Here is a 19,598-nt window from a genome sequence, read left to right as displayed (position 1 = left end):
GCCCACCGGCCGCGAGAAATCCGGGTGATCGGGCCGCCTCGGCCTGGGAGGATGACCCCTCGTGGGTCATGTGGAGGTCGCCGGCGTCCGGTTCGAGCTGCCCGATGGGCGGGTGCTGTTGCGCGACGTCTCCTTCCGGGCCGGCGAGGGCGCGAAGGTGGCTCTGGTCGGTGCCAACGGTGCCGGCAAGACCACCCTGCTGCGACTGGTCACCGGTGAGCTCGTCCCGCACGGCGGGGTGGTCACCCGCACCGGTGGCCTGGGTGTGATGCGCCAGCACGTCGGCGCCGGGCTGGCCGCGGACGCCGCGGTGGGGGACCTGCTGCTCAGCGTCGCGCCGCCCCGGGTGCGCGCCGCCGCGGCCGCCGTACACGCCGGCGAGCTGGCGCTGATGGAGACCGACGACGAGCCCACCCAGCTGCGCTATGCCGAGGCGCTCGCGGAGTACGCCGACGCCGGCGGCTACGAGGTGGAGGTGGTCTGGGACGTCTGCACCGTGGCCGCGCTGGGGATCGGCTTCGACCGGGCCCGGTACCGTGCGCTGGACACGCTGTCGGGCGGCGAGCAGAAGAGGCTGGTGCTGGAGTATCTGTTGCGCGGCCCCGACCAGGTGCTCCTCCTCGACGAGCCGGACAACTACCTCGACGTGCCCGGCAAGATCTGGCTGGAGCAGCGGATCAACGACTCGGCCAAGACGATCCTCTACGTCAGCCACGACCGGGAGCTGCTCGACCGCACCGCGACCCGGGTGGTCACCGTCGAGCTCGGCGCCGACGGCAACCTGGTGTGGACGCATCCCGGTGGGTTCGCCAGCTATCACCAGGCGCGCCGGGACCGGTTCGCCCGCCTCGAGGAGCAGCGCAGGCGCTGGGACGAGGAGCACGCCAAGCTGCGTGCCCTGATGCTGCGCTACAAGCAGAAGGCCGCCTACAACGCCGACATGGCGTCGCGCTACCAGGCGGCGGTGACCAGGTTGCGCAGGTTCGAACAGGCCGGACCACCGACCGAACAACCCCGCGAGCAGCAGGTCACGATGCGGCTCAGCGGTGGCCGGACCGGCAAGCGCGCGGTGGTCTGCGAGCAGGTCGGCCTGACCGGGTTGATGCACCCCTTCGACCTGGAGATCTGGTACGGCGAGCGGGTGGCGGTGCTCGGCTCCAACGGCTCCGGCAAGTCGCACTTCCTGCGGCTGCTCGCGGCGGGTGGCACCCGTCCGGACGTGGAGCACGAATCGGTCGGGGATCAGGTCGTCGAGCCGGTGGCGCACACCGGGCTGGCGCGGTTGGGTGCGCGGGTGCGACCCGGCTGGTTCGTCCAGACGCACGCGCACCCGGAGCTGGCCGGCCGCACCCTGGTGGAGATCCTGCACCGCGGCGACCGGCAGCCGGACGGCCGGGGCCGAGCCGGGATGGGGCGTGAGGAGGCCTCGCGAGTGCTCGACCGGTACGAGCTCGCGCACTGCGCGGAGCAGCGCTTCGAGCAGCTCTCCGGTGGTCAGCAGGCGCGGTTCCAGATCCTGTTGTTGGAGCTCTCCGGGGCGACGCTGCTGCTGCTCGACGAGCCGACCGACAACCTCGACGTCGCCTCGGCAGAGGCGCTGGAGGCGGGACTCGAGACGTTCGAGGGAACGGTGCTCGCGGTGACGCACGACCGCTGGTTCGCCCGTGGCTTCGACCGGTTCCTGGTCTACGGTGCCGACGGCGTCGTCTACGAGTCGCCCGAGCCGGTCTGGGAGGAGACCAGGGTGACGCGGGCCCGATGAGGCCGGCGGGAATGGTCAGGCCCCGCAGCCGGTGGACGTGGCTGCGGGGCCTGGCTGGTTCTCCTCCGCACTGCTGAGGAGCGCTCGGTGGGTCAGTCGGACCCGCCGTCGGACTCCAGGGTGATGGTGGCCGACTTGGTCTTGCCGTCGTGTGTCCAGGTCACCTTGGCCTTGTCGTCCGGACGGTAGCTGCGAATGGTGGCCACCAGGGAGTCGGAGCTGGTGATCAGCTGGCTGTCGACCTTGGTGATCACGTCGCCGACCTCGATGCCGGCCGTGGCCGCCGGCGACCCGTCGGTCACGCTCTTCACCTTGGCGCCGTCGCCGTCGAAGATTCCGTCGCTCTCCGCGCTGGCCTGGCTGGCGTCCTGCACGCTGACGCCGAGTCGGGCGTGAGTGGGCGTCTCGCCGGCCTCCATCTGCTTGATGATCGGCACGACCTCGTCCATCGGGATGGCGAAGCCGAGACCGATCGAGCCGGACTCGCTGCTGTCGTCGCTGGAGGAGCTGGTGGACTGGATCGAGGCGTTGATGCCGACCACGTTGCCGTTGAGATCCACCAGGGCGCCACCGCTGTTGCCCGGGTTGATCGCGGCGTCGGTCTGGATGGCCGGGTAGACGGTCGCGTTGCCGTCGGAGTCCTGGCCCACGTTCACCGGCCGGTTGAGCGCGCTGACGATGCCGGAGGTCACCGTCGAGTCCAGGCCGAACGGCGACCCGATCGCCACCACCTCCTGGCCGACGACCAGCTTGCTGGACTTGCCGATCGTGGCCGGGGTCAGCCCCGAGACGTTCTCGGCCTTGACCAGCGCGGTGTCGGTCAGCGGGTCGGTGCCGAGGACCTTGGCACTGGCCGAGGATCCGTCGTTGAAGTCGATCTTGATCGTGCCGTCATCGCCGGCCACCTCGACCACGTGGTTGTTGGTCAGGATCTCGCCGTCGGAGCTCAGGATGATCCCGGACCCGGAGCCGGCCTCGGTGGATCCGGAGACCTCGATCTTCACCACCGAGGGGAGCACGTCGGCGGCGACCTTCTCCACGCTGCCGGTGGGCGCGTCCTCGTTGACGATCGACGAGGACGACTCGCCCGAGCCGGCGCTGTCGGTGCTGGAGTCGTGGTTGCTCACGTAGAGCGCTGCGGAGCCGAGCCCGGCGCCGCCACCGACCACCAGCGCCGCGGCGATCACGCCGGCGGCCAGTCCGAGCCGGCGGCGCTTGGGCCGCGGCGAGCCGCCCTGGCCGACGGGACCGGAGGGTCCCGCGGTGCCGCCACCCTGGGAGAACGCCGAGAACGGCGGGAAGGCACCGGGCTCTCCGCCCGAGGCGGGCTCCTGGGTCGTCAGCGGCGTGGTGACCGGCGGCGGGCCGGCCGGGGGCTGTCCCGGAGCCGACTGGCCGGGGGCCGATTGGTAGTGGGCGGGCTGGTAGGGGGGCGGCTGGGAGGAGACCGGTTGGCCGGTCGGCGGTGGGCTGGACGGACCGGGGTACGTCGACCCACTGCCGCCCGACGTACCTCCCGGCGACCACAGCGGTGCGGTCTGTTCGCCGGGCAACGTGTCGTCCGAGCCCGTCTGGGAGGTGGTCTCATCGGGGCGGCGTTCGTCGCCGTCACGAGGGAAGTCGTCCATGGCTCCTACCTTGGTAAGTCTCTCTGTGCGTGGGCTGAGACACCCCTGGGTGGCGACGAAAACTCAGCCGGGCGAGGTTCGCGGACGTTCGTGCGGAGGCTCGGACCACCGTTCACCATCGTAGGTCGCCGGCGCGAGAGTGCCGCCTCGGCGAGGTCCGCGGACCGGAGGGGCGGCGCCGGCCGGGTGGGCTCCCAGGATCCTCACTCCGCCGGTTCGACGGGATGCCGAGGTAGGTTGCGGCGGTGACGGTCGTCTCGGGAGCCGGCGAGCCCGGCAAGCCGGTGCTGCGCCACCGCGCCCTGCGCTGGCTGCTGGCCGGCAGCACGGTCAACGTCTTCGGTGGGTCGTTGACGCCGGTGGCGATCGCGTTCGCGGTGCTCGATCTCGGCGGCTCCGCCACCGACCTGGGTCTGGTCGAGGCGGCCTACGCCCTGTGCCAGGTCGTCACCACCCTGGCCGGTGGCGTGCTCGGCGACCGGGTCTCGCGCACGCTGATGCTCGAGGGCGCCTCGGCGGTCAGCGCGGTGGTGGTCGGCACGCTCGCCGCCTTGGTCGTCACCGGCGTCGCCACCATCCCGCTGATCGCCGTCCTCTCCTCGCTGAGCGGGGTCGTCGGTGCGCTCGGCCAACCCTCCTCCCGGGCGATCGTCCGGTTGGTGGTGCCGGAGGACGAACTGGCCCGAGCGGTCGCCGTACGCGCGTTCCTGCAGACCGGTGCCGCCGCGGTGGGGTACGCCACCGCCGGCATCCTGGTCGTCGTGATCGGCTCGGGCTGGGCGATCGCCACCGACGCGGTCACCTACGCGGTGGCCGCGGTCTGCTTCACCCGGCTGGACGTGCCGCACGTGCCGGCCGGCCGACAGGAGTCGCTGCTGACCGACTTCGGCGAGGGGCTGCGCGAGGTGCTGCGCCACACCTGGCTGTGGAGCCAGATCCTGATGGCCGCCCTCTACCACCTCTTCTACGGCGGCGCACAGAGCGTGCTGGGGCCGATCGTGGTCGGCGACGGGATCGGTCGGTCGGTGTGGGGACTGGCGCTGGGCTTCCTGATGGGTGGATTCGTGCTGGGCAGCGTGGTCTGTCTGCGGTGGCGGCCACGACACGGCCTCTTCGTCGGGGTGTGCCTGCTCACCCTCACCGGATGCTTCCCGCTCGCGATGGCGTTGACCGACCGGGTGACGGTCCTGCTGGCCGGAGCGCTGCTGCACGGGTTCGGGCTGCAGATCTATACGGTCTTCTGGGAGACCTCGATCAACCTCAACGTGCCGCAGGACAGGCTCGCCCGGGTCTACTCGATCGACATCGCCGGCTCCTTCCTCACCCGGCCGATCGGCCTGGCCCTCACCGGGCCGGTCGCCGCGCTGGTCGGGTTCCACGGCTGGCTGGTGGTGGTCGCCGCGGTGATCAGCGGTGCGGCGGTCCTGTCGCTGATCTCCGGCGACGTGCGACGGTTGCAGACCACCGGCTGACCACCGGCCGCCGGTGGCCCGGCGAGGGCCGGAGGTCCGGCGGGCGAGTCCGGCCGGCGTGCGCGACAACTTCCGTTCATCTGGATCCGGAATGCTCCTCGTGTGAGTGCCGCCCCCACCGATCCGCTGCTGCGCGGCCCGTTCGCGCCCGCGCCGCGGACCCTCGTCGACATCGTGACCGCGACCATCGCCCAGGCGGCCGACGACCCGGCCGTGGACGCCGGCAACGGGATGCTTACCTACGCCGAGCTGGCCGAGGCCGCCGAGGCGGTCGCGGCCGAGCTCAACGCGGCCGGCGTGGGCCGCGGCGACAAGGTCGGCGTACGCATCCGGTCGGGCACCACCGAGCTGTACACCGCCATCCTCGGCGTGCTGCTCGCCGGGGCCGCCTACGTCCCGGTCGACGCCGACGATCCAGACGAGCGGGCCAGGCTGGTCTTCGGCGAGGCCGAGGTCGCCGCCGTGCTCGGCGACGACCTCGAGCTCACCGTGCTGCGCGCGGGACCGGCGCGTGAGCCCGAGGAGCCGACGCCGGACGACGACGCCTGGGTCATCTTCACCTCCGGATCGACCGGCAGGCCGAAGGGCGTCGCCGTCACCCATCGCAACGCGGCCGCCTTCGTCGACGCCGAGTCGCGCCTCTTCTGCCAGGCCGAGTCGATCGGGGTGGGGGACCGGGTGATGGCCGGCCTCTCGGTCGCCTTCGACGCCAGCTGTGAGGAGATCTGGCTGGCCTGGCGGTACGGCGCCGCGCTGGTGCCGGCGCCGCGGGCGCTGGTGCGCAGCGGGGTCGATGTCGGGCCCTGGCTGGTGGCCAACCGGATCAGCGTGGTCTCCACGGTCCCGACGCTGGTCTCGCTGTGGCCGGAGGAGGCGCTGGCCGGCGTCCGGCTGCTGATCATGGGCGGAGAGGCCTGCCCGCCCGAGCTGGCCGCCCGGCTGCAGGCGCCCGGCCGGGAGGTGTGGAACACCTACGGCCCCACCGAGGCGACGGTGGTCGCCTGCGCCGCGCTGCTCGGCGGTGACGGACCGGTCCGGATCGGGTTGCCGCTGGACGGCTGGGACCTCGCCGTCGTCGAGCAGGCCACCGGTACGCCGGTCGGGGTCGGCGAGACCGGCGAGCTGATCATCGGCGGGGTCGGCCTGGCCCGCTACCTCGACCCGGCCAAGGACGCCGAGAAGTATGCGCCGATACCCACCCTGGGCTGGGAGCGCGCCTACCGGTCGGGCGACCTGGTGGTCAACGACCCGGCCGGACTGCTCTTCGGCGGTCGCGCGGACGATCAGGTCAAGCTCGGCGGGCGCCGGATCGAGCTGGGTGAGATCGACAGCGCGCTGCTGCAGCTCGACGGCGTCCAGGGCGCCGCGGCCGCCGTACGCAAGACCAACGCCGGCAACGCCCTGCTGGTCGGCTACGTCAGCGTCGACGACTCCTTCGACCAGACCGTCGCCCTGGCCCGGCTGCGCGAGGAGCTGCCGGCGGCGCTGGTGCCGCGGCTGGCGGTGGTCGACACCCTGCCGACCAGGACCTCCGGCAAGGTCGACCGGGACGCGCTGCCGTGGCCGCTGCCGACCGCCGGTCGCCAGGCCGAGGGGTTGACCGAGACCGAGTCGTGGGTGGCCGAGCTGTGGCGCGACGTCCTCGGTGCCGAGGTGAGCGGGGGCCGTGACGACTTCTTCGACCTCGGCGGGGGGTCGCTGACGGCCGCCCAGATGGTCTCCCGGCTGCGGGCCCGCCACCCCGAGGTGGCGATGGGTGACATCTACGAGCAGCCCACCGTCGCCGCACTGGCGGGCTACCTCGACTCGATGGGCTCCTCGGCCGCGACCCTCGACCGTGAGGTGCCGGCGGTGCCGTACAAGACCCAGACCGGGCAGGTGCTGCTCACCCTGGCGCTGCGCTGCCTGGCCGCCCCGCGGTGGCTGGCCTGGATCGCGCTCGGCCTGGCGGTGCTCGACGCCGGAGCGCTGCCGCAGCCGGCCTGGTGGGCGGTGCTGGCGGCGCTGATCGTCTTCGGCACGCCGCCCGGCCGGATGCTGCTCTCTGCCGGCCTCGCGCGGGCGGTGCTGCACGGGATCGCGCCGGGGGAGTACCCGCGTGGCGGCAAGGTGCACCTGCGGCTCTGGTTCGCCACCCGGGCCGCCGAGCAGCTGGGTGCCCGGGCGCTGGCCGGGGCGCCGCTGATGACCTGGTATGCCCGGTTGCTCGGTGCGAAGATCGGCACCGACGTCGACCTGCACTCGCTGCCGCCGGTCACCGGGTTCCTCCGATTGGGCAAGGGCGCCTCGATCGAGCCGGAGGTCGACCTGACCGGCTCGTGGATCGACGGCGACGTGCTGCACGTCGGCCAGGTGAGGGTGGGCGCACGCGCCCGGGTCGGCGCCAGGTCGATGCTGATGCCCGGCGCCGAGGTCGGCGCCGACGCCGAGGTGGCGCCGGGGTCGGCGGTCTTCGGCGAGGTCCCGGCGGGTGAGCACTGGTCCGGGTCGCCGGCGACCCGGGTGGGCAGACACGCCCGCGGCCCGTGGCGGGCGCGGGTGGCGCGCTCGCGGCTCTGGCTGCTCGCCTACGGTGCCGTCGCGGTCGTGCTGGGGCTGCTGCCCGCGGTGGCGATCGGCGTCGGCGTGGCCGCCGAGGCGGCCGTCCTGGGCGCGCCCGAGACGGTCTCGGACGGCTGGGGATACCTGGCCCTGAGCCCGCTGGGGGTGGTGGTCGGATTCGCCGCCCTGACGCTGCTGGTGTGGCTGGTGGTGCGGGCGGCAGGTCTGGCCGTCACCGCCGGGGTGCACCCGGTGCGTTCGGCAGCGGGGGTCGCGATCTGGGCCACCATGCGGGTGCTCGACGACGCCAGGACGTGGCTCTTCCCGCTGTACTCCTCGATGCTGACGCCGCTGTGGCTGCGGGCGCTCGGGGCACGGATCGGGCACGACGTCGAGGCCTCCACCGCGCTGATGATCCCGCGGCTGACCCAGGTCGGGAGCCAGGCGTTCCTGGCCGACGACACCCTGATCGGTGGCTACGAGCTCGGCGGCGGCTGGGTCCGGGTGGAGCGGGTCAAGATCGGGAAGAGGGCCTTCGTCGGCAACTCCGGGATGGCCGCGCCGGGACGGAAGGTGCCGAAGGCGTCGCTGGTCGCCGTACTCTCCGCGGCACCGCGCCGGAAGAAGGCGTCCTCGGGGGAGTCCTGGCTGGGCTCGCCGCCGGCCCCCCTGCGCCGCACCGTCGCCGAGACCGACTCCGGGCGGACCTACACCCCGCCGGTGCGGTTGCGGCTGCTCCGCGGGCTGCTGGAGCTGGCCCGGATCGTGCCGCTGACCCTCTCCTACCTGGTGCCGGCGGCCGCGGTGCTGGCGATGGTGGCGATCTGGAACGCGACCGACTGGGTGGTGGCGCTGGTCGCCACCGGCCCGGTGCTCGCGGTCGCCGGGCTGCTGGCGGCGCTGCTGACGGTGGCCGCCAAATGGCTGTTGCTGGGCCGGATGCGGCCGGGCACCCATCCGCTGTGGAGCGGCTTCGTGTGGCGCAACGAGCTGGCCGACAACTTCGTCGAGCTGTTGGCGGCGCCCTGGTTCGCCCACGCCGTCTCGGGTACGCCGGTGCTCAACTGGTGGTTCCGTGCGATGGGGGCCTCGATCGGCAAGGGGGTGTGGATCGACACCCACTGGCTGCCCGAGACCGACCTGGTGCGGCTCGGGGAGGGGGCGTGCGTGAACGCCGGCACCGTGGTGCAGACCCACCTGTTCCACGACCGGATGCTGGCGCTGGACGTGGTGACACTCAAGCGCGGTGCCACCCTGGGGCCGAACTCGGTCATCCTGCCGGCGGCCACGCTCGGCCGGCACGCGCTGGTCGGACCGGTCTCGCTGGTGATGCGCGGTGAGTCGGTGCCGGACAAGACCGCCTGGATCGGGAACCCGATCGGGCCGTGGGGGTAGGGGTGGCGCCGGGGGCGCCCGAGGTGGAAACGGGCGCGACACAACCACGGGTTAGGGTCGGGCATCATGTCGCTGCCCACCGCTGACCCGTATCTTCCCGGCCACGGCGATCCCGGATGGAGCGCGCGACACTATGAGCTCGAGCTCGACTACGACCTGGCCGGCAACCGGCTGGACGGCACCGCGACGATCACCGCCGTGGCGCTCGTCGACAGCGCTCGGGTGGTGCTCGACCTGGCCTGGCTGGCGGTCAAGAAGGTCACCCTCGACGGCAGGACGCCGAAGTGGGCGCATCGCGAGCATCGGCTGATCCTGACCCCGAAGCAACGGCTCCGCGCCGGGCAGCAGTTCACCATCGTGGTGAGGTACGCCGGCAAGCCGCGCCCGCTGATCGACCGGCATCACGGCGACGCCGGCTGGGAGGAGCTCACCGACGGCGTGATCGTGGCCGGCCAGCCGCACGGCGCGCCGACCTGGTATCCGTGCAACGACCGGGTCGACGACAAGGCCTCCTACGACATCGCGGTGACCGCCGCCACGAACTACACGGTGGTCGCCAACGGCACCCTGGTACGACGCACCAGGCGAGGCTCCGGGGAGACCTGGCACTACCGGCAGACCGAGCCGATGCCGCCGTACCTGGCCACCGTGCAGATCGGGCGCTACGACCTGGTGGACGTCACCGGTGAGGCGCCGGTCCCGGTGACCGCGGCGATCCCGGCCGGGGCACTGGCCGACTACCGGCGCTCGTTCGGGCGGCAGGGGGAGATGATCGCCTACTTCAGTGAGGTCTTCGGTCCCTACCCGCTGCCGGCGTACACGGTGGTGGTGACCGACGACGACCTGGAGATCCCGCTGGAGTCGCAGTCGCTGTCCACCTTCGGCCGCAACTTCCTCACCGGCCGCTGGGAGCAGGTGCGACTGGTCGCCCACGAGCTGGCCCATCAGTGGTTCGGCAACGCGGTCACCATGCGCCGGCTGCAGGACATCTGGCTGCACGAGGGCTTCGCCTGCTACGCCGAGTGGCTCTGGTCGCAGGCCGCCGGCGGCGACTCGGCCGACGCCCAGGCGCGCCGGCACCATGCCAAGCTGGCCCGGCAGCGCCGGGACCTGGTGCTCGCCGATCCCGGACCGGAGCTGATGTTCGACGACCGGGTCTACAAGCGCGGCGCGCTCACCCTGCACGCGCTCCGGCTCACCGTCGGCGACCGCTCGTTCTTCACCCTGCTGCGGACCTGGGTGGAGCGCCACCGCGGCGGCTCGGCGACCACCGCCGACTTCGAGGAGCTGACCGCGCAGGTGTGCGGCGAGCGGTCGGCGCTCTTCGACGCGTGGTTGCGGGAGAAGACGCTGCCGGAGCTGCCACCGGCCTGAGGCCGCCGCCCGAGGTGCGCGACGACCGTCGACCTGCCGGGGTGTCGCGCCGCTCAGCCCTGCGCCAGCGGGACGCCGAGGTCGCGGAGCCGGCGCCGTACGTCGTCCGCGTCGGTGAACCGGATGGCGTGGACGCCGAGCGCCGCCGCGGCGGCGACGTTGTCGGCGCGATCGTCGACGAAGGCGAGCCGGTCCAGGTCGAACCCGGTGCGTTCGGGGAGCAGCCGGTAGATGGCGGGATCGGGCTTGGCCAGACCCTCGGTGCCGGAGACGATGACGTCGTCCAGCAGCCCGATCACCTCGAAGGTGGCCGGCGCGTGTGGATAGAGCTCATGGGACCAGTTGGTCAGCCCGAACTGGGGGAAGCCGGCGGCCGCCAGCTCTCGGACGAGGGCGTGCGAGCCGGGGATCTCGCCGCGCAGCGACAGCGGGAAGTTCTCCACGTAGGCCCGTCCGTACGGCAGCCACTCGGGCTGCTCGCGCTCGAGCTCGGCGAGTGCGTCCGGCCAGCTCCGGCCGGCGTCGCAGGCCTCGTTCCAGGCGCCGAAGTCGAACTCGGCGAAGAACCGGGCGGCCTCCTGCTCGCCGAAGACCGCGGCCACCGGCGGCACCGGGTCCCACTCGAGCAGGACGTTGCCGAAGTCCCACACCACGGCGCTGACGTCGGCGGGGACGGGTGACGCCCCGGGCCCGAGTCGGGGCGTCGCGGAGGCCTCGGGCACGCTCACGCCCAGCGCTGTGCCGACGGGACGAAGTCCAGCCCGCGAGCGCCGGTGTAGATCTGCTTGGGGCGGGCGATCTTCTGCTCCTTGTCGGTGGTCAGCTCCAGCCACTGGGCCAGCCAGCCGGGGGTGCGACCGATGGCGAACAGGACGGTGAAGAACTCCGGTGGGAACTGCAGCGCCTCGTAGATCAGCCCGGAGTAGAAGTCCACGTTCGGGTAGAGGCGGCGCTTGACGAAATACTCGTCCTCCAGCGCGATCCGCTCCAGCTCCTGGGCGATCTTGAGCAGCGGGTTGACCCCGGTGACCTCGAAGACCTCGTCGCAGGTGCGCTTGATGATCTTCGCCCGGGGGTCGTAGTTCTTGTAGACCCGGTGACCGAAGCCCATCAGCCGCTCGTTGCCGGCCTTGACGCCCTCGATGAAGGCGGGCACGTTCTCGATCGAGCCGATCCGCTTGAGCATCCGCAGCACGGCCTCGTTGGCGCCACCGTGCAACGGGCCGAACAGCGCGCCGACACCGGCCGCGACGGCGGAGTACGGGTCGACCTGGGTCGAGCCGACCGAGCGGACCGCGTTCGCCGAGGCGTTCTGCTCGTGGTCGGCGTGCAGGATGAACAGGGTGTCCAGCGCCTTGACCAGCCGCTCGTCGGCGGCGTACGTCGGCTCGCTCATCTTGAAGAGCATGGACAGGAAGTTCGCGGTGTAGGACAGCTCGTTGTCCGGGTAGATGTACGGCTTGCCCTGGGCGTGCCGGAAGGACCAGGCGCCCAGGGTCGGCATCTTCGCGATCATCCGGACCACCTGCAGATGCCGGTTGTCGGCGTCGTGGATGTCGCGGGCGTCGGGGTAGAAGGTCGACATCGCACCGACGGAGGCCATCAGCATGCCCATCGGGTGCGCGTCGTACCGGAACCCCTGCATGAACTCCTTGATGTTCTCGTGCACGTAGGTGTGGAAGGTGACCTCGTGCACCCAGGCGTCGTACTGCTCCTTGGTCGGCAGCTCGCCGTGGACCAGCAGGTAGGCCACCTCGAGGAAGGTCGACGACTCCGCCAACTGCTCGATCGGGTACCCGCGGTACTCCAGGATGCCCTTGTCGCCATCGATGTAGGTCACCGAGGACCGACACGAGGCGGTGTTGACGAAGCCGGGGTCGTAGACGGCCAGACCTGCGCCCTCCTCCCCTGATACGGGGTCGGAAGCCTTGATCTGCCCGAGCTCGGCGGCCTTGATGGTGCCGTCGACGATCGGGATCTCGTACTCCGTCCCGGTGCGGTTGTCACGCACGGTAAGAGATTCAGTCACGGTGGGAAACGGTAACCTCCTCTGCTTTGCAGCCGAAACCCGGTGTCTTGACCAGTGGCCATCGGCACGCCTCGGAGGGGGACCGAGAGCGGAACCAGAGATGACCGACAATGGCTGTGCCATGCCTTCCACCGAGTCGCCGACCGATCCGGTCATCACCTATCCGGCGCAGCTTCCGGTCACCCAGCGCCGCGAGGAGATCGCCGCCGCGATCCGCGATCACCAGGTGGTGATCGTCGCCGGCGAGACCGGCTCGGGCAAGACCACCCAGCTGCCCAAGATCTGTCTGGAGCTCGGCCGGGGCGCGGACGGCCGGATGATCGGCCACACCCAGCCGCGGCGGATCGCGGCGCGGTCGGTGGCCGAGCGGATCGCCGACGAGCTCGGCACCGCCCTCGGCGACCTGGTCGGCTACCAGGTCCGCTTCACCGACCGGACCTCGCGGAGCTCGCGGATCAAGCTGATGACCGACGGCATCCTGCTCGCCGAGCTGCAGCGCGACCGGCGACTGGACCGCTACGACACGATCATCATCGACGAGGCGCACGAGCGCAGCCTCAACATCGACTTCCTGCTCGGCTACCTCAGGCAGCTGCTGCCGCGGCGCCCGGACCTGAAGCTGATCATCACCAGCGCCACCATCGACCCCGAGCGGTTCGCCGCCCACTTCACGCTCGACGCGACCGGTCGGGTGGTGGGCGCGACCGGGTCGGATGTCGGTCGAGTGGCGAGCCCCGGCGGGTCGGACGTCGGTCGAGTAGCGAGCGCCAGCGAGCGTATCGAGACCACGCCCGCACCCATCGTCGAGGTCTCCGGCCGCACCTATCCGGTGGAGATCCGCTATCGCCCACTGATGCGGTTCGGCGACGACGAGCCCGGCGAGGCGGACCTGCCCGAGGTCGACTCCGACGGCGAGCCGGTGGTGCGCGACCAGACCGAGGCGATCGTCGACGCGGTCAGGGAGCTCTCCGCGGAGGGGCCCGGCGACATCCTGGTCTTCCTGCCCGGCGAGCGCGAGATCCGCGACGCCGCCGACGCGTTGAGGGACGCACTGGGCCTGGGCGGTGATCGACGGGCCGACCTGGTGGAGCTGCTGCCGCTTTACTCCCGGCTCTCCGCGGCCGAGCAGCACCGCGTCTTCTCCGCGCACACCGGCCGCCGGATCGTGCTGGCCACCAACGTCGCGGAGACCTCGCTGACCGTGCCGGGGATCAGATACGTGGTCGACACCGGCGTGGCCCGGATCAGTCGCTACTCCGCGCGCACCAAGGTGCAGCGGCTGCCGATCGAGCCGATCAGCCAGGCCAGCGCCCACCAGCGCTCGGGCCGCTGTGGCCGGGTCGAGGCCGGCATCGCCATCCGGCTCTACTCCGCGGAGGACTTCGCCGGCCGCGCCGAGTTCACCGACCCGGAGATCCTGCGCACCAACCTGGCCAGCGTCATCCTGCAGATGGCGTCGCTGGGTCTCGGCGACATCGACCGGTTCGGCTTCGTCGATCCGCCCGACCGGCGGCACGTCCAGGCCGGCGTACAGCTGCTGACCGAGCTCGGCGCGCTGGGCGCGGGTGGCCGGCAGGAGCCGCGGCTGACCAGGCTCGGTCGGCGGATCGCCCGCTTCCCGCTCGACCCGCGGCTGGCCCGGATGATCCTGGAGGCCGACCGGCTGGGCTGTGCCGGCGAGGTGGTCGTGGTGGTCGCGGCGCTCAGCCTGCAGGACCCCCGGGAGCGACCCGGCGCCGATCACCCGACCGAGCAGGCGCGGGCCGACCAGCTGCATGCCCGGTTCAAGGACGAGTCCTCGGACTTCCTCACCTGGCTCAACCTGTGGAGCTACCTGCGCACCCAGCAGCGCGAGCTCTCCTCCAGCGCCTTCCGGCGGATGTGTCGCCGGGAGTTCCTGAACTACCTGCGGGTGCGGGAATGGCAGGAGCTGGTCTCCCAGATCCGGCAGATCTGCAAGGAGACGGGAGTCGCGCCCGCCCGGCTCGCCGACGTCCCGGACGGGGACGGCATCCATCAGGCGCTGCTCTCCGGGCTGCTCTCCCAGATCGGCATGCTCGAGGAGCGGGACACGAGGCCGGACAAGCGGAGCGAACGTGGGCGCAGGCGTGGGCCACGGGAGTATCTGGGGGCCCGCGGCACCAGGTTCGCCATCTTCCCGGGCAGTGCGCTGCACCGGAAGAATCCCGCCTACGTGATGGCCGGCGAGCTGGTCGAGACCTCGCGGCTGTGGGCGCGGCAGAACGCCGCGATCAAGCCGGAGTGGGCCGAGCGGCTCGCCGGCGACCTGGCCAAGCACACCTACTCCGAGCCGCACTGGTCGATCAAGCGTGCGGCCGTGATGGCGCACGAGCGGGTCACCCTGTACGGCGTCCCGCTGGTCGCCGACCGGCTCGTCCCCTACGGCCGGGTCGATCCCGAGCTGGCCCGCGAGCTGTTCATCCGGCATGCCCTGGTGGCCGGCGAATGGCGCAGCCACCATCGCTTCCTGACCGACAACGCGGCCCTGCTCGAGCAGGCCGAGGAGCTCGAGCACCGGGCGCGGCGGCGCGACATCGTGGTCGACGAGGAGGCGCTGTTCGCCTTCTACGACGCGCGGATCCCGGCGGGCGTGGTCAGCGGCGCCCACTTCGACAGGTGGTGGAAGCAGGAGCGCCGCAGCCACCCGGACCTGCTCGCCTTCGACCTGACGATGCTGACCAACGCCGCGGCCGAGGAGGTGAGCGCGAACGACTATCCCGAGCAGTGGCGCTTCGGCCCCGAGGACGCGGCCCGGCCGCTCGCCTTCGACCTGAGCTACCACTTCGAGCCGGGCTCCGAGCAGGACGGCGTCACCGTCGACGTCCCGGTCGCCACCCTCAACCAGGTCGACGCCGACGACTTCTCCTGGAACGTCCCCGGACTGCGCGAGGAACTGGTCACCAGCCTGATCCGCAGCCTGCCGAAGCGCCTGCGGGTCCACTTCGTGCCGGCGCCGGACCAGGCGCGACGATTCCTGGCCGAGACCCCGCCGGGCGAGGAGCCGCTGCTGGACGCACTGGAGCGATGGGCGCGGGCCACCGCCGGCGTCCACGTGCCGCGGGAGGCGTGGGACACCTCGAAGGTGCCCGAACACCTGCGCCCCACCTACCGGGTGGTCGCCGAGGACGGCACCGAGCATGCCCGGGGCAAGGACCTGGACGCGCTCAAGGCTCCGCTCCGACCACAGTTCGATCGTGCCATCGCGCAGGCCGCCGACGACGCCGGTCTGACCCGCACCGGCGAGACCGCGTGGGTCTTCGCCGCGCTGCCGGAGACGGTCACCACCACCCGTGCCGGGCACGAGGTCAGCGTCCATCCCTGCCTGGTCGACGAGGGTGGCAGCGTCGGGGTGCTGGTCGTCGGGAATCCCGAGGAGGCGGCCGCGCGGCATCGGCTGGGCGTGGCCCGACTCCTCCTGCTCGAGTTGCCCGAGGTGGGCGGCGAGGTCGTCGCCCAGATGAGCAACACCGACAAGCTCGGGCTCGCCGGGTCGCCGTACCCCTCGGCCCGCGAGCTGGTCGAGGACTGCCGTGCCGCGGTGGTGCAGCAGGTCGTCGACGCGCGCCCCGCCGTCCGTACCGAGGCCGAGTACGGCGCCCTGCGTGCCGCGGTGGGTACCCGGGCCGAGCTGATGGCGACCGTCCGGGCCACGCTCGCCGACGTCCTGGCGGCGCTGCGGGCCCATCGGGAGGCCGACCGGGCGCTGTCCGGGCGGGTGGACCTCTACCAGTTGCCCGCACTGAGCGACATGCGCGATCAGCTGGCCCGGCTGATGGCGCCGAGCGCCGGCGTCCGCGGCGGCTTCGTCCGGGACGCCGGGACCGCCCAGCTGCGCCGCTATCCGCTCTATCTCGAGGCCATCGTCGCGCGGCGGGAGAAGCTGGCGACCTCGATCCCGGCCGACCGCGCCCAGCAGGACCGCGTCGCCGAGCTGGAGAGCGCCTATCTGCATCAGCTCGCCGCCCTTGCGGAGGGCTGCCCGCCGACCGAGCGCCTGCGCGAGGTGCGATGGATGCTGGAGGAGTACCGGGTGCAGCTGTGGGCCCAGAGCCTGGCCGGTCGGTATCGCCCACGTGCGCAGCCGGTCAGCGACACCCGGATCCGCAAGGCGCTGGAGGCGACCGGTCACCCGAGCCACAGCGGCACCCGGTGAGGCGCTGGTGGGGAGGATCACCGGGCCGGCGTCGTACGCCGTGCCGCCGCCGTCGACGCGGGGGCAGTGGCTAGCCTGGTTCGGGTGACCAGGCAGTTCCACTCCCCGCTGACTCCCGGCGCGAGCTTCTTCGAGCAGGTCGACTCCGCCCCCGACCCGCTGCTCGCCAGGGAGGCGGCCGATCGGGCCGCCGTGGTCCTGGTCCGGGGCGCGCGGCGCAGCGACGACCCCGAGGTGGCCGGCAGGATCCTGCGGCTCGCCGACGGCGAGGAGGGCATCGAGGCCATCGCGGAGCTCTGGTCGAGCTCCCCGGCCGACAGCCTGGCCGGCTGTCTGTGGCGACTGTTCGCGCTGCGCAGCTGGGTGTACGCCGACCCGGCCGGGGCCGCTCGCGAGTTCGACGCCGGCCGGAGCCGGACCCCGGTGGCCCGGGTGGTCGCCGGCGTCGCCGAGCCGCCCGGCCCCGACGAGCTCAAGGCGATGGTCGACGAGGTGCTCCGCGGGATCGCGACCAGCGACTTCGCCGACGTGCTGTTGCGTGCGGCCGCCTTCGCCCGGGTGGTCGCGTTCGGCCGGGCCGCCCTGCACCCCGAGCAGACCGGCAGCGGTGTCGACGCGCTGTTGCGGGTCTCGGAGCAACTCGAGGCAGCCGGCCACGCCGAACTGGAACAACCCCTGGGATGATCTCGTTATGATGAACGAGCACGCCGGGCCGCGGCAGCCCCGGGTCCCACAATTAGCCGCTACGAGCGGCCACGCGCCGTGAGGCGCTCCCGGTCCGGCGTGCTCCAGACGTCGATGGACGGACTGGGCAGGCTGGTGCAGGCACTGGCCCGCCGGCCGAGGACCTCGGCACGCTCGTCATCGCGCTCGTCGAGGGCCGCTGCACGCGGGGACGTCCGGGTCGACTACGCGCCCCGGGCCGACGGGGTCGCCGACCCCGGCGAGGTGTGCTGGGCCTGGGTGCCGTTCGAGGAGAACGACGGTCGTGGCAAGGACCGGCCGGTGCTGGTGCTGGCCCGGCGCGGTGACGGCGTCCTGCAGACGCTGATGCTGACCAGCAAGGACCACGACCGGGACGCGGCCCAGGAGGCACACTGGGGCCGCTACTGGATGGACGTGGGCACGGGGCCATGGGACCCGCGGGGCCGGCCGAGCGAGGTGCGGCTGGACCGGCTGATCGAGCTCGCCCCGGACGCCGTACGGCGCGAGGGGGCGGCGCTGCCGCGCGCGGTGTTCGACCGGGTGGTCGCCGCCGCCCGGGCGCATCACGCCCTCGGCTGACCGTTCCCGCCGTTCCCGCGGGCTGTCCCTGCCTCCGTCCGGTCGGGCGCCGACGGCGGGACACGAGTCGGCCAGGGTGCCGTCGGCGGCCGATCCGGTCGGTAGAGTGACCACGCCCCATCGTGGATGCGCGGCGTGAAGGAATCGGCACGAGGGATGCGGAGGTACCGGTGAGGTTCAGGAGACTCGTCTGGACCGCCGGGGCACTCGCCCTCAGCTGTGCGCTGACCGCCTGTGGCGGCGAGGACTCCTCGTCCTCGAGTGCCTCGGCGTCGACCTCCGGGTCGAGCTCGCCGTCGGCCTCGGGGACGTCCTCGGTCGAGAGCAGCCCGACCGTCGCGCCGAAGCCGGTCACCCTGACGATCGGCCTGGTCGGATCGAAGCCGCTGGTCCGCGCCTACGCCAAGGTCGCGCGGGACTACGACGACGTGCAGCCGTCGGTCACCATCAAGATCACGCGGTGGTCCGACGAGGAGGCGATGACGACCGACCTCGCCTCGGGCGGCGATGCCCCCGATCTGTTCCTCGCCCCCAGCGCCGAGCTGACCACCCTGGAGAGCGCCGGCGTGGTGCGCCCGGTCGACGACTATCTCGAGGCGCGCAACGTGGACCTCGGTGACGGCTACTCGCGGGCGGCGCTGGAGGAGTTCTCCCGCGACCGGGAGCTGCAGTGCATGCCCTACGTCGCCTCGCCCCAGGTCACCTACGTCAACACCGACCTGGTCGGCGACAAGGCGATGAAGGCCGCCGGGATGGACGTCTCCGACGAGGACGACACCGGTTGGAGCGTGGACCAGTTCAGCTCGGTGATGGACTACGTCGCCCAGCACCACGCCGACGTCGCGGGCGTCTACGTGGACCGGAGCCTGAGCGGGCTCGCGCCGTGGCTCGCCGGCGCCGGCGGCACCCTGGTGGACAGCACCACCGCACCCACCCGGACGGCGCTGGGCGACAGCGTCGAGGCGCTCGACCAGGTGCTGCCGGTGCTGGACGAGAGCCGCACCACGATCACCGACGAGACCACCGACTCGGCGGCGGCGCTGCGGATGTTCGAGCGCGGCAAGCTGGCGGTGCTGGTCGGCGACCGGTCGCTGGTGCCCACCCTGCGCGCCACCGCCGGGCTGCACTGGGACGTGCGCACCATGCCGGGCGGACAGGGCACCGCCGGCGACTACACCGGCCTGTGCCTGAGCCAGTCCACCGACCACCCGGAGGCGGCCGCCGACCTGCTCGCCTATCTGATCTCGACCGGCTCGGTCGAGGACCTGAGCCGCAGCGGCTACTTCGTCCCGGTCAACCAGCAGGTCGCGCTGGGCGACATCTTCCTGCAGCCGTACGCGCGCCCGGCGAACGCCAAGGCGTACACCAGCTCGATCGGCTCCATGCAGCCGCTGCCCACCCAGAGCGAGCTGGCCACCCTCCGTGGCGAGGTCGGCACCCAGGTGGACCGGCTCTTCGCGCTGAGCTTCCCGGCGGCCTCGCAGTCGGGCTCGGACGACACGCCGTCCGTCGTACAGCGGCTGGCGACGCGCATCGACCGGCGTAGCGCCGTCGCGTTCCCGCCGACGGGCGACGAGGGCTGACGCTCGACGAGGCTGCCGAGCGAGGGGGGGCTGAACGGGCCTCGACGGCCCGGCGGGAGGAGCTACCCTCGGCGTTCGGCGGCGAGGATCGCGTCGACCAGCAGCGGTGCGGTCAACGCGATCTGCCAGCCCCGCGCGCCGTACGCCGACAGCTGGGCGCTGACCTCGTCCAACAGCTCCGCCGGGTCGCGGGCGGGCGGCGGGGTCCACATCAGCCGGCGCAGGTAGTCGGGGGTGAGCAGGTTCTCCACCGGCAGCCGCCGGTCCTCGGCGAGGGCGCTCAGCGACTCGCGGGCCCGGCCGAGCCGGTCGGCCGCCACCGGGTCGCGATCGGCCCAGGCGCGTGGCGCCGGCGG

The 19,598-nt window shown here is 72.4% G+C and carries 11 protein-coding genes and 1 pseudogene; 8 read left to right on the top strand and 4 right to left on the bottom strand.

Annotated features, from left to right (window positions below):
• Positions 1 to 61: 61 nt before the first annotated feature.
• On the top strand, positions 62 to 1,762 hold the full coding sequence (locus tag QM638_RS07115; RefSeq protein ID WP_415141257.1) for an ABC-F family ATP-binding cassette domain-containing protein: 1,701 nt from the start codon (positions 62 to 64) through the stop codon (positions 1,760 to 1,762).
• Positions 1,763 to 1,854: 92 nt separating this feature from the next.
• Here QM638_RS07115 and QM638_RS07110 read toward each other — a convergent pair whose 3' ends face one another.
• Entirely contained in the window at positions 1,855 to 3,390 is a 1,536-nt protein-coding gene (locus QM638_RS07110) for a S1C family serine protease (RefSeq protein WP_415141256.1), read from the bottom strand.
• Between the two features lie 245 nt (positions 3,391 to 3,635).
• Here QM638_RS07110 and QM638_RS07105 point away from each other — a divergent pair, with 245 nt between their 5' ends.
• The 3 genes from QM638_RS07105 (at position 3,636) to QM638_RS07095 (ending at position 10,172) form a co-directional block, all read left to right on the top strand.
• Positions 3,636 to 4,862, top strand: a complete 1,227-nt coding sequence (locus QM638_RS07105) for an MFS transporter (RefSeq protein ID WP_415141255.1) — start codon at positions 3,636 to 3,638, stop codon at positions 4,860 to 4,862.
• A 102-nt stretch (positions 4,863 to 4,964) separates the two neighbouring features.
• Entirely contained in the window at positions 4,965 to 8,798 is a 3,834-nt protein-coding gene (locus QM638_RS07100; protein WP_415141254.1) for a Pls/PosA family non-ribosomal peptide synthetase, read from the top strand.
• A gap of 66 nt (positions 8,799 to 8,864) precedes the next feature.
• Positions 8,865 to 10,172, top strand: a complete 1,308-nt coding sequence (locus QM638_RS07095) for a M1 family metallopeptidase (RefSeq protein ID WP_415141253.1) — start codon at positions 8,865 to 8,867, stop codon at positions 10,170 to 10,172.
• A gap of 53 nt (positions 10,173 to 10,225) precedes the next feature.
• Here QM638_RS07095 and QM638_RS07090 read toward each other — a convergent pair whose 3' ends face one another.
• Positions 10,226 to 10,900, bottom strand: coding sequence for an HAD family hydrolase (locus tag QM638_RS07090; protein WP_415141252.1), 675 nt, complete (start codon positions 10,898 to 10,900; stop codon positions 10,226 to 10,228).
• A complete protein-coding gene (locus tag QM638_RS07085) occupies positions 10,897 to 12,201 on the bottom strand; it encodes a citrate synthase (RefSeq protein ID WP_415141251.1) in 1,305 nt (434 codons plus the stop codon). The genes QM638_RS07090 and QM638_RS07085 overlap by 4 nt, the downstream gene beginning before the upstream one ends.
• A gap of 121 nt (positions 12,202 to 12,322) precedes the next feature.
• Here QM638_RS07085 and hrpA point away from each other — a divergent pair, with 121 nt between their 5' ends.
• The 4 genes from hrpA (at position 12,323) to QM638_RS07065 (ending at position 19,242) form a co-directional block, all read left to right on the top strand.
• Positions 12,323 to 16,375, top strand: coding sequence for an ATP-dependent RNA helicase HrpA (gene hrpA / locus QM638_RS07080; protein ID WP_415141250.1), 4,053 nt, complete (start codon positions 12,323 to 12,325; stop codon positions 16,373 to 16,375).
• 84 nt (positions 16,376 to 16,459) lie between these two features.
• Positions 16,460 to 17,059: a hypothetical protein gene (locus QM638_RS07075; protein ID WP_415141249.1), complete on the top strand. Its 600-nt coding sequence runs from the start codon at positions 16,460 to 16,462 to the stop codon at positions 17,057 to 17,059.
• Positions 17,060 to 17,137: 78 nt separating this feature from the next.
• Positions 17,138 to 17,659: a type II toxin-antitoxin system PemK/MazF family toxin gene (locus QM638_RS07070; RefSeq protein WP_415141248.1), complete on the top strand. Its 522-nt coding sequence runs from the start codon at positions 17,138 to 17,140 to the stop codon at positions 17,657 to 17,659.
• A gap of 170 nt (positions 17,660 to 17,829) precedes the next feature.
• Entirely contained in the window at positions 17,830 to 19,242 is a 1,413-nt protein-coding gene (locus tag QM638_RS07065) for an ABC transporter substrate-binding protein (RefSeq protein WP_415141247.1), read from the top strand.
• A 62-nt stretch (positions 19,243 to 19,304) separates the two neighbouring features.
• On the opposite strand, the pseudogene QM638_RS07060 reads toward QM638_RS07065, so the two are convergent.
• Positions 19,305 to 19,598: pseudogene (locus QM638_RS07060) on the bottom strand (ribonuclease D); the annotation flags it as partial.

The sequence above is a fragment of the Nocardioides sp. genome, assembly GCF_047606145.1.
GTDB lineage: Bacteria > Actinomycetota > Actinomycetes > Propionibacteriales > Nocardioidaceae > Nocardioides.
Note: the sequence above shows the minus strand (reverse complement) of the source record. Positions and strands in the feature narration are given on the sequence as shown.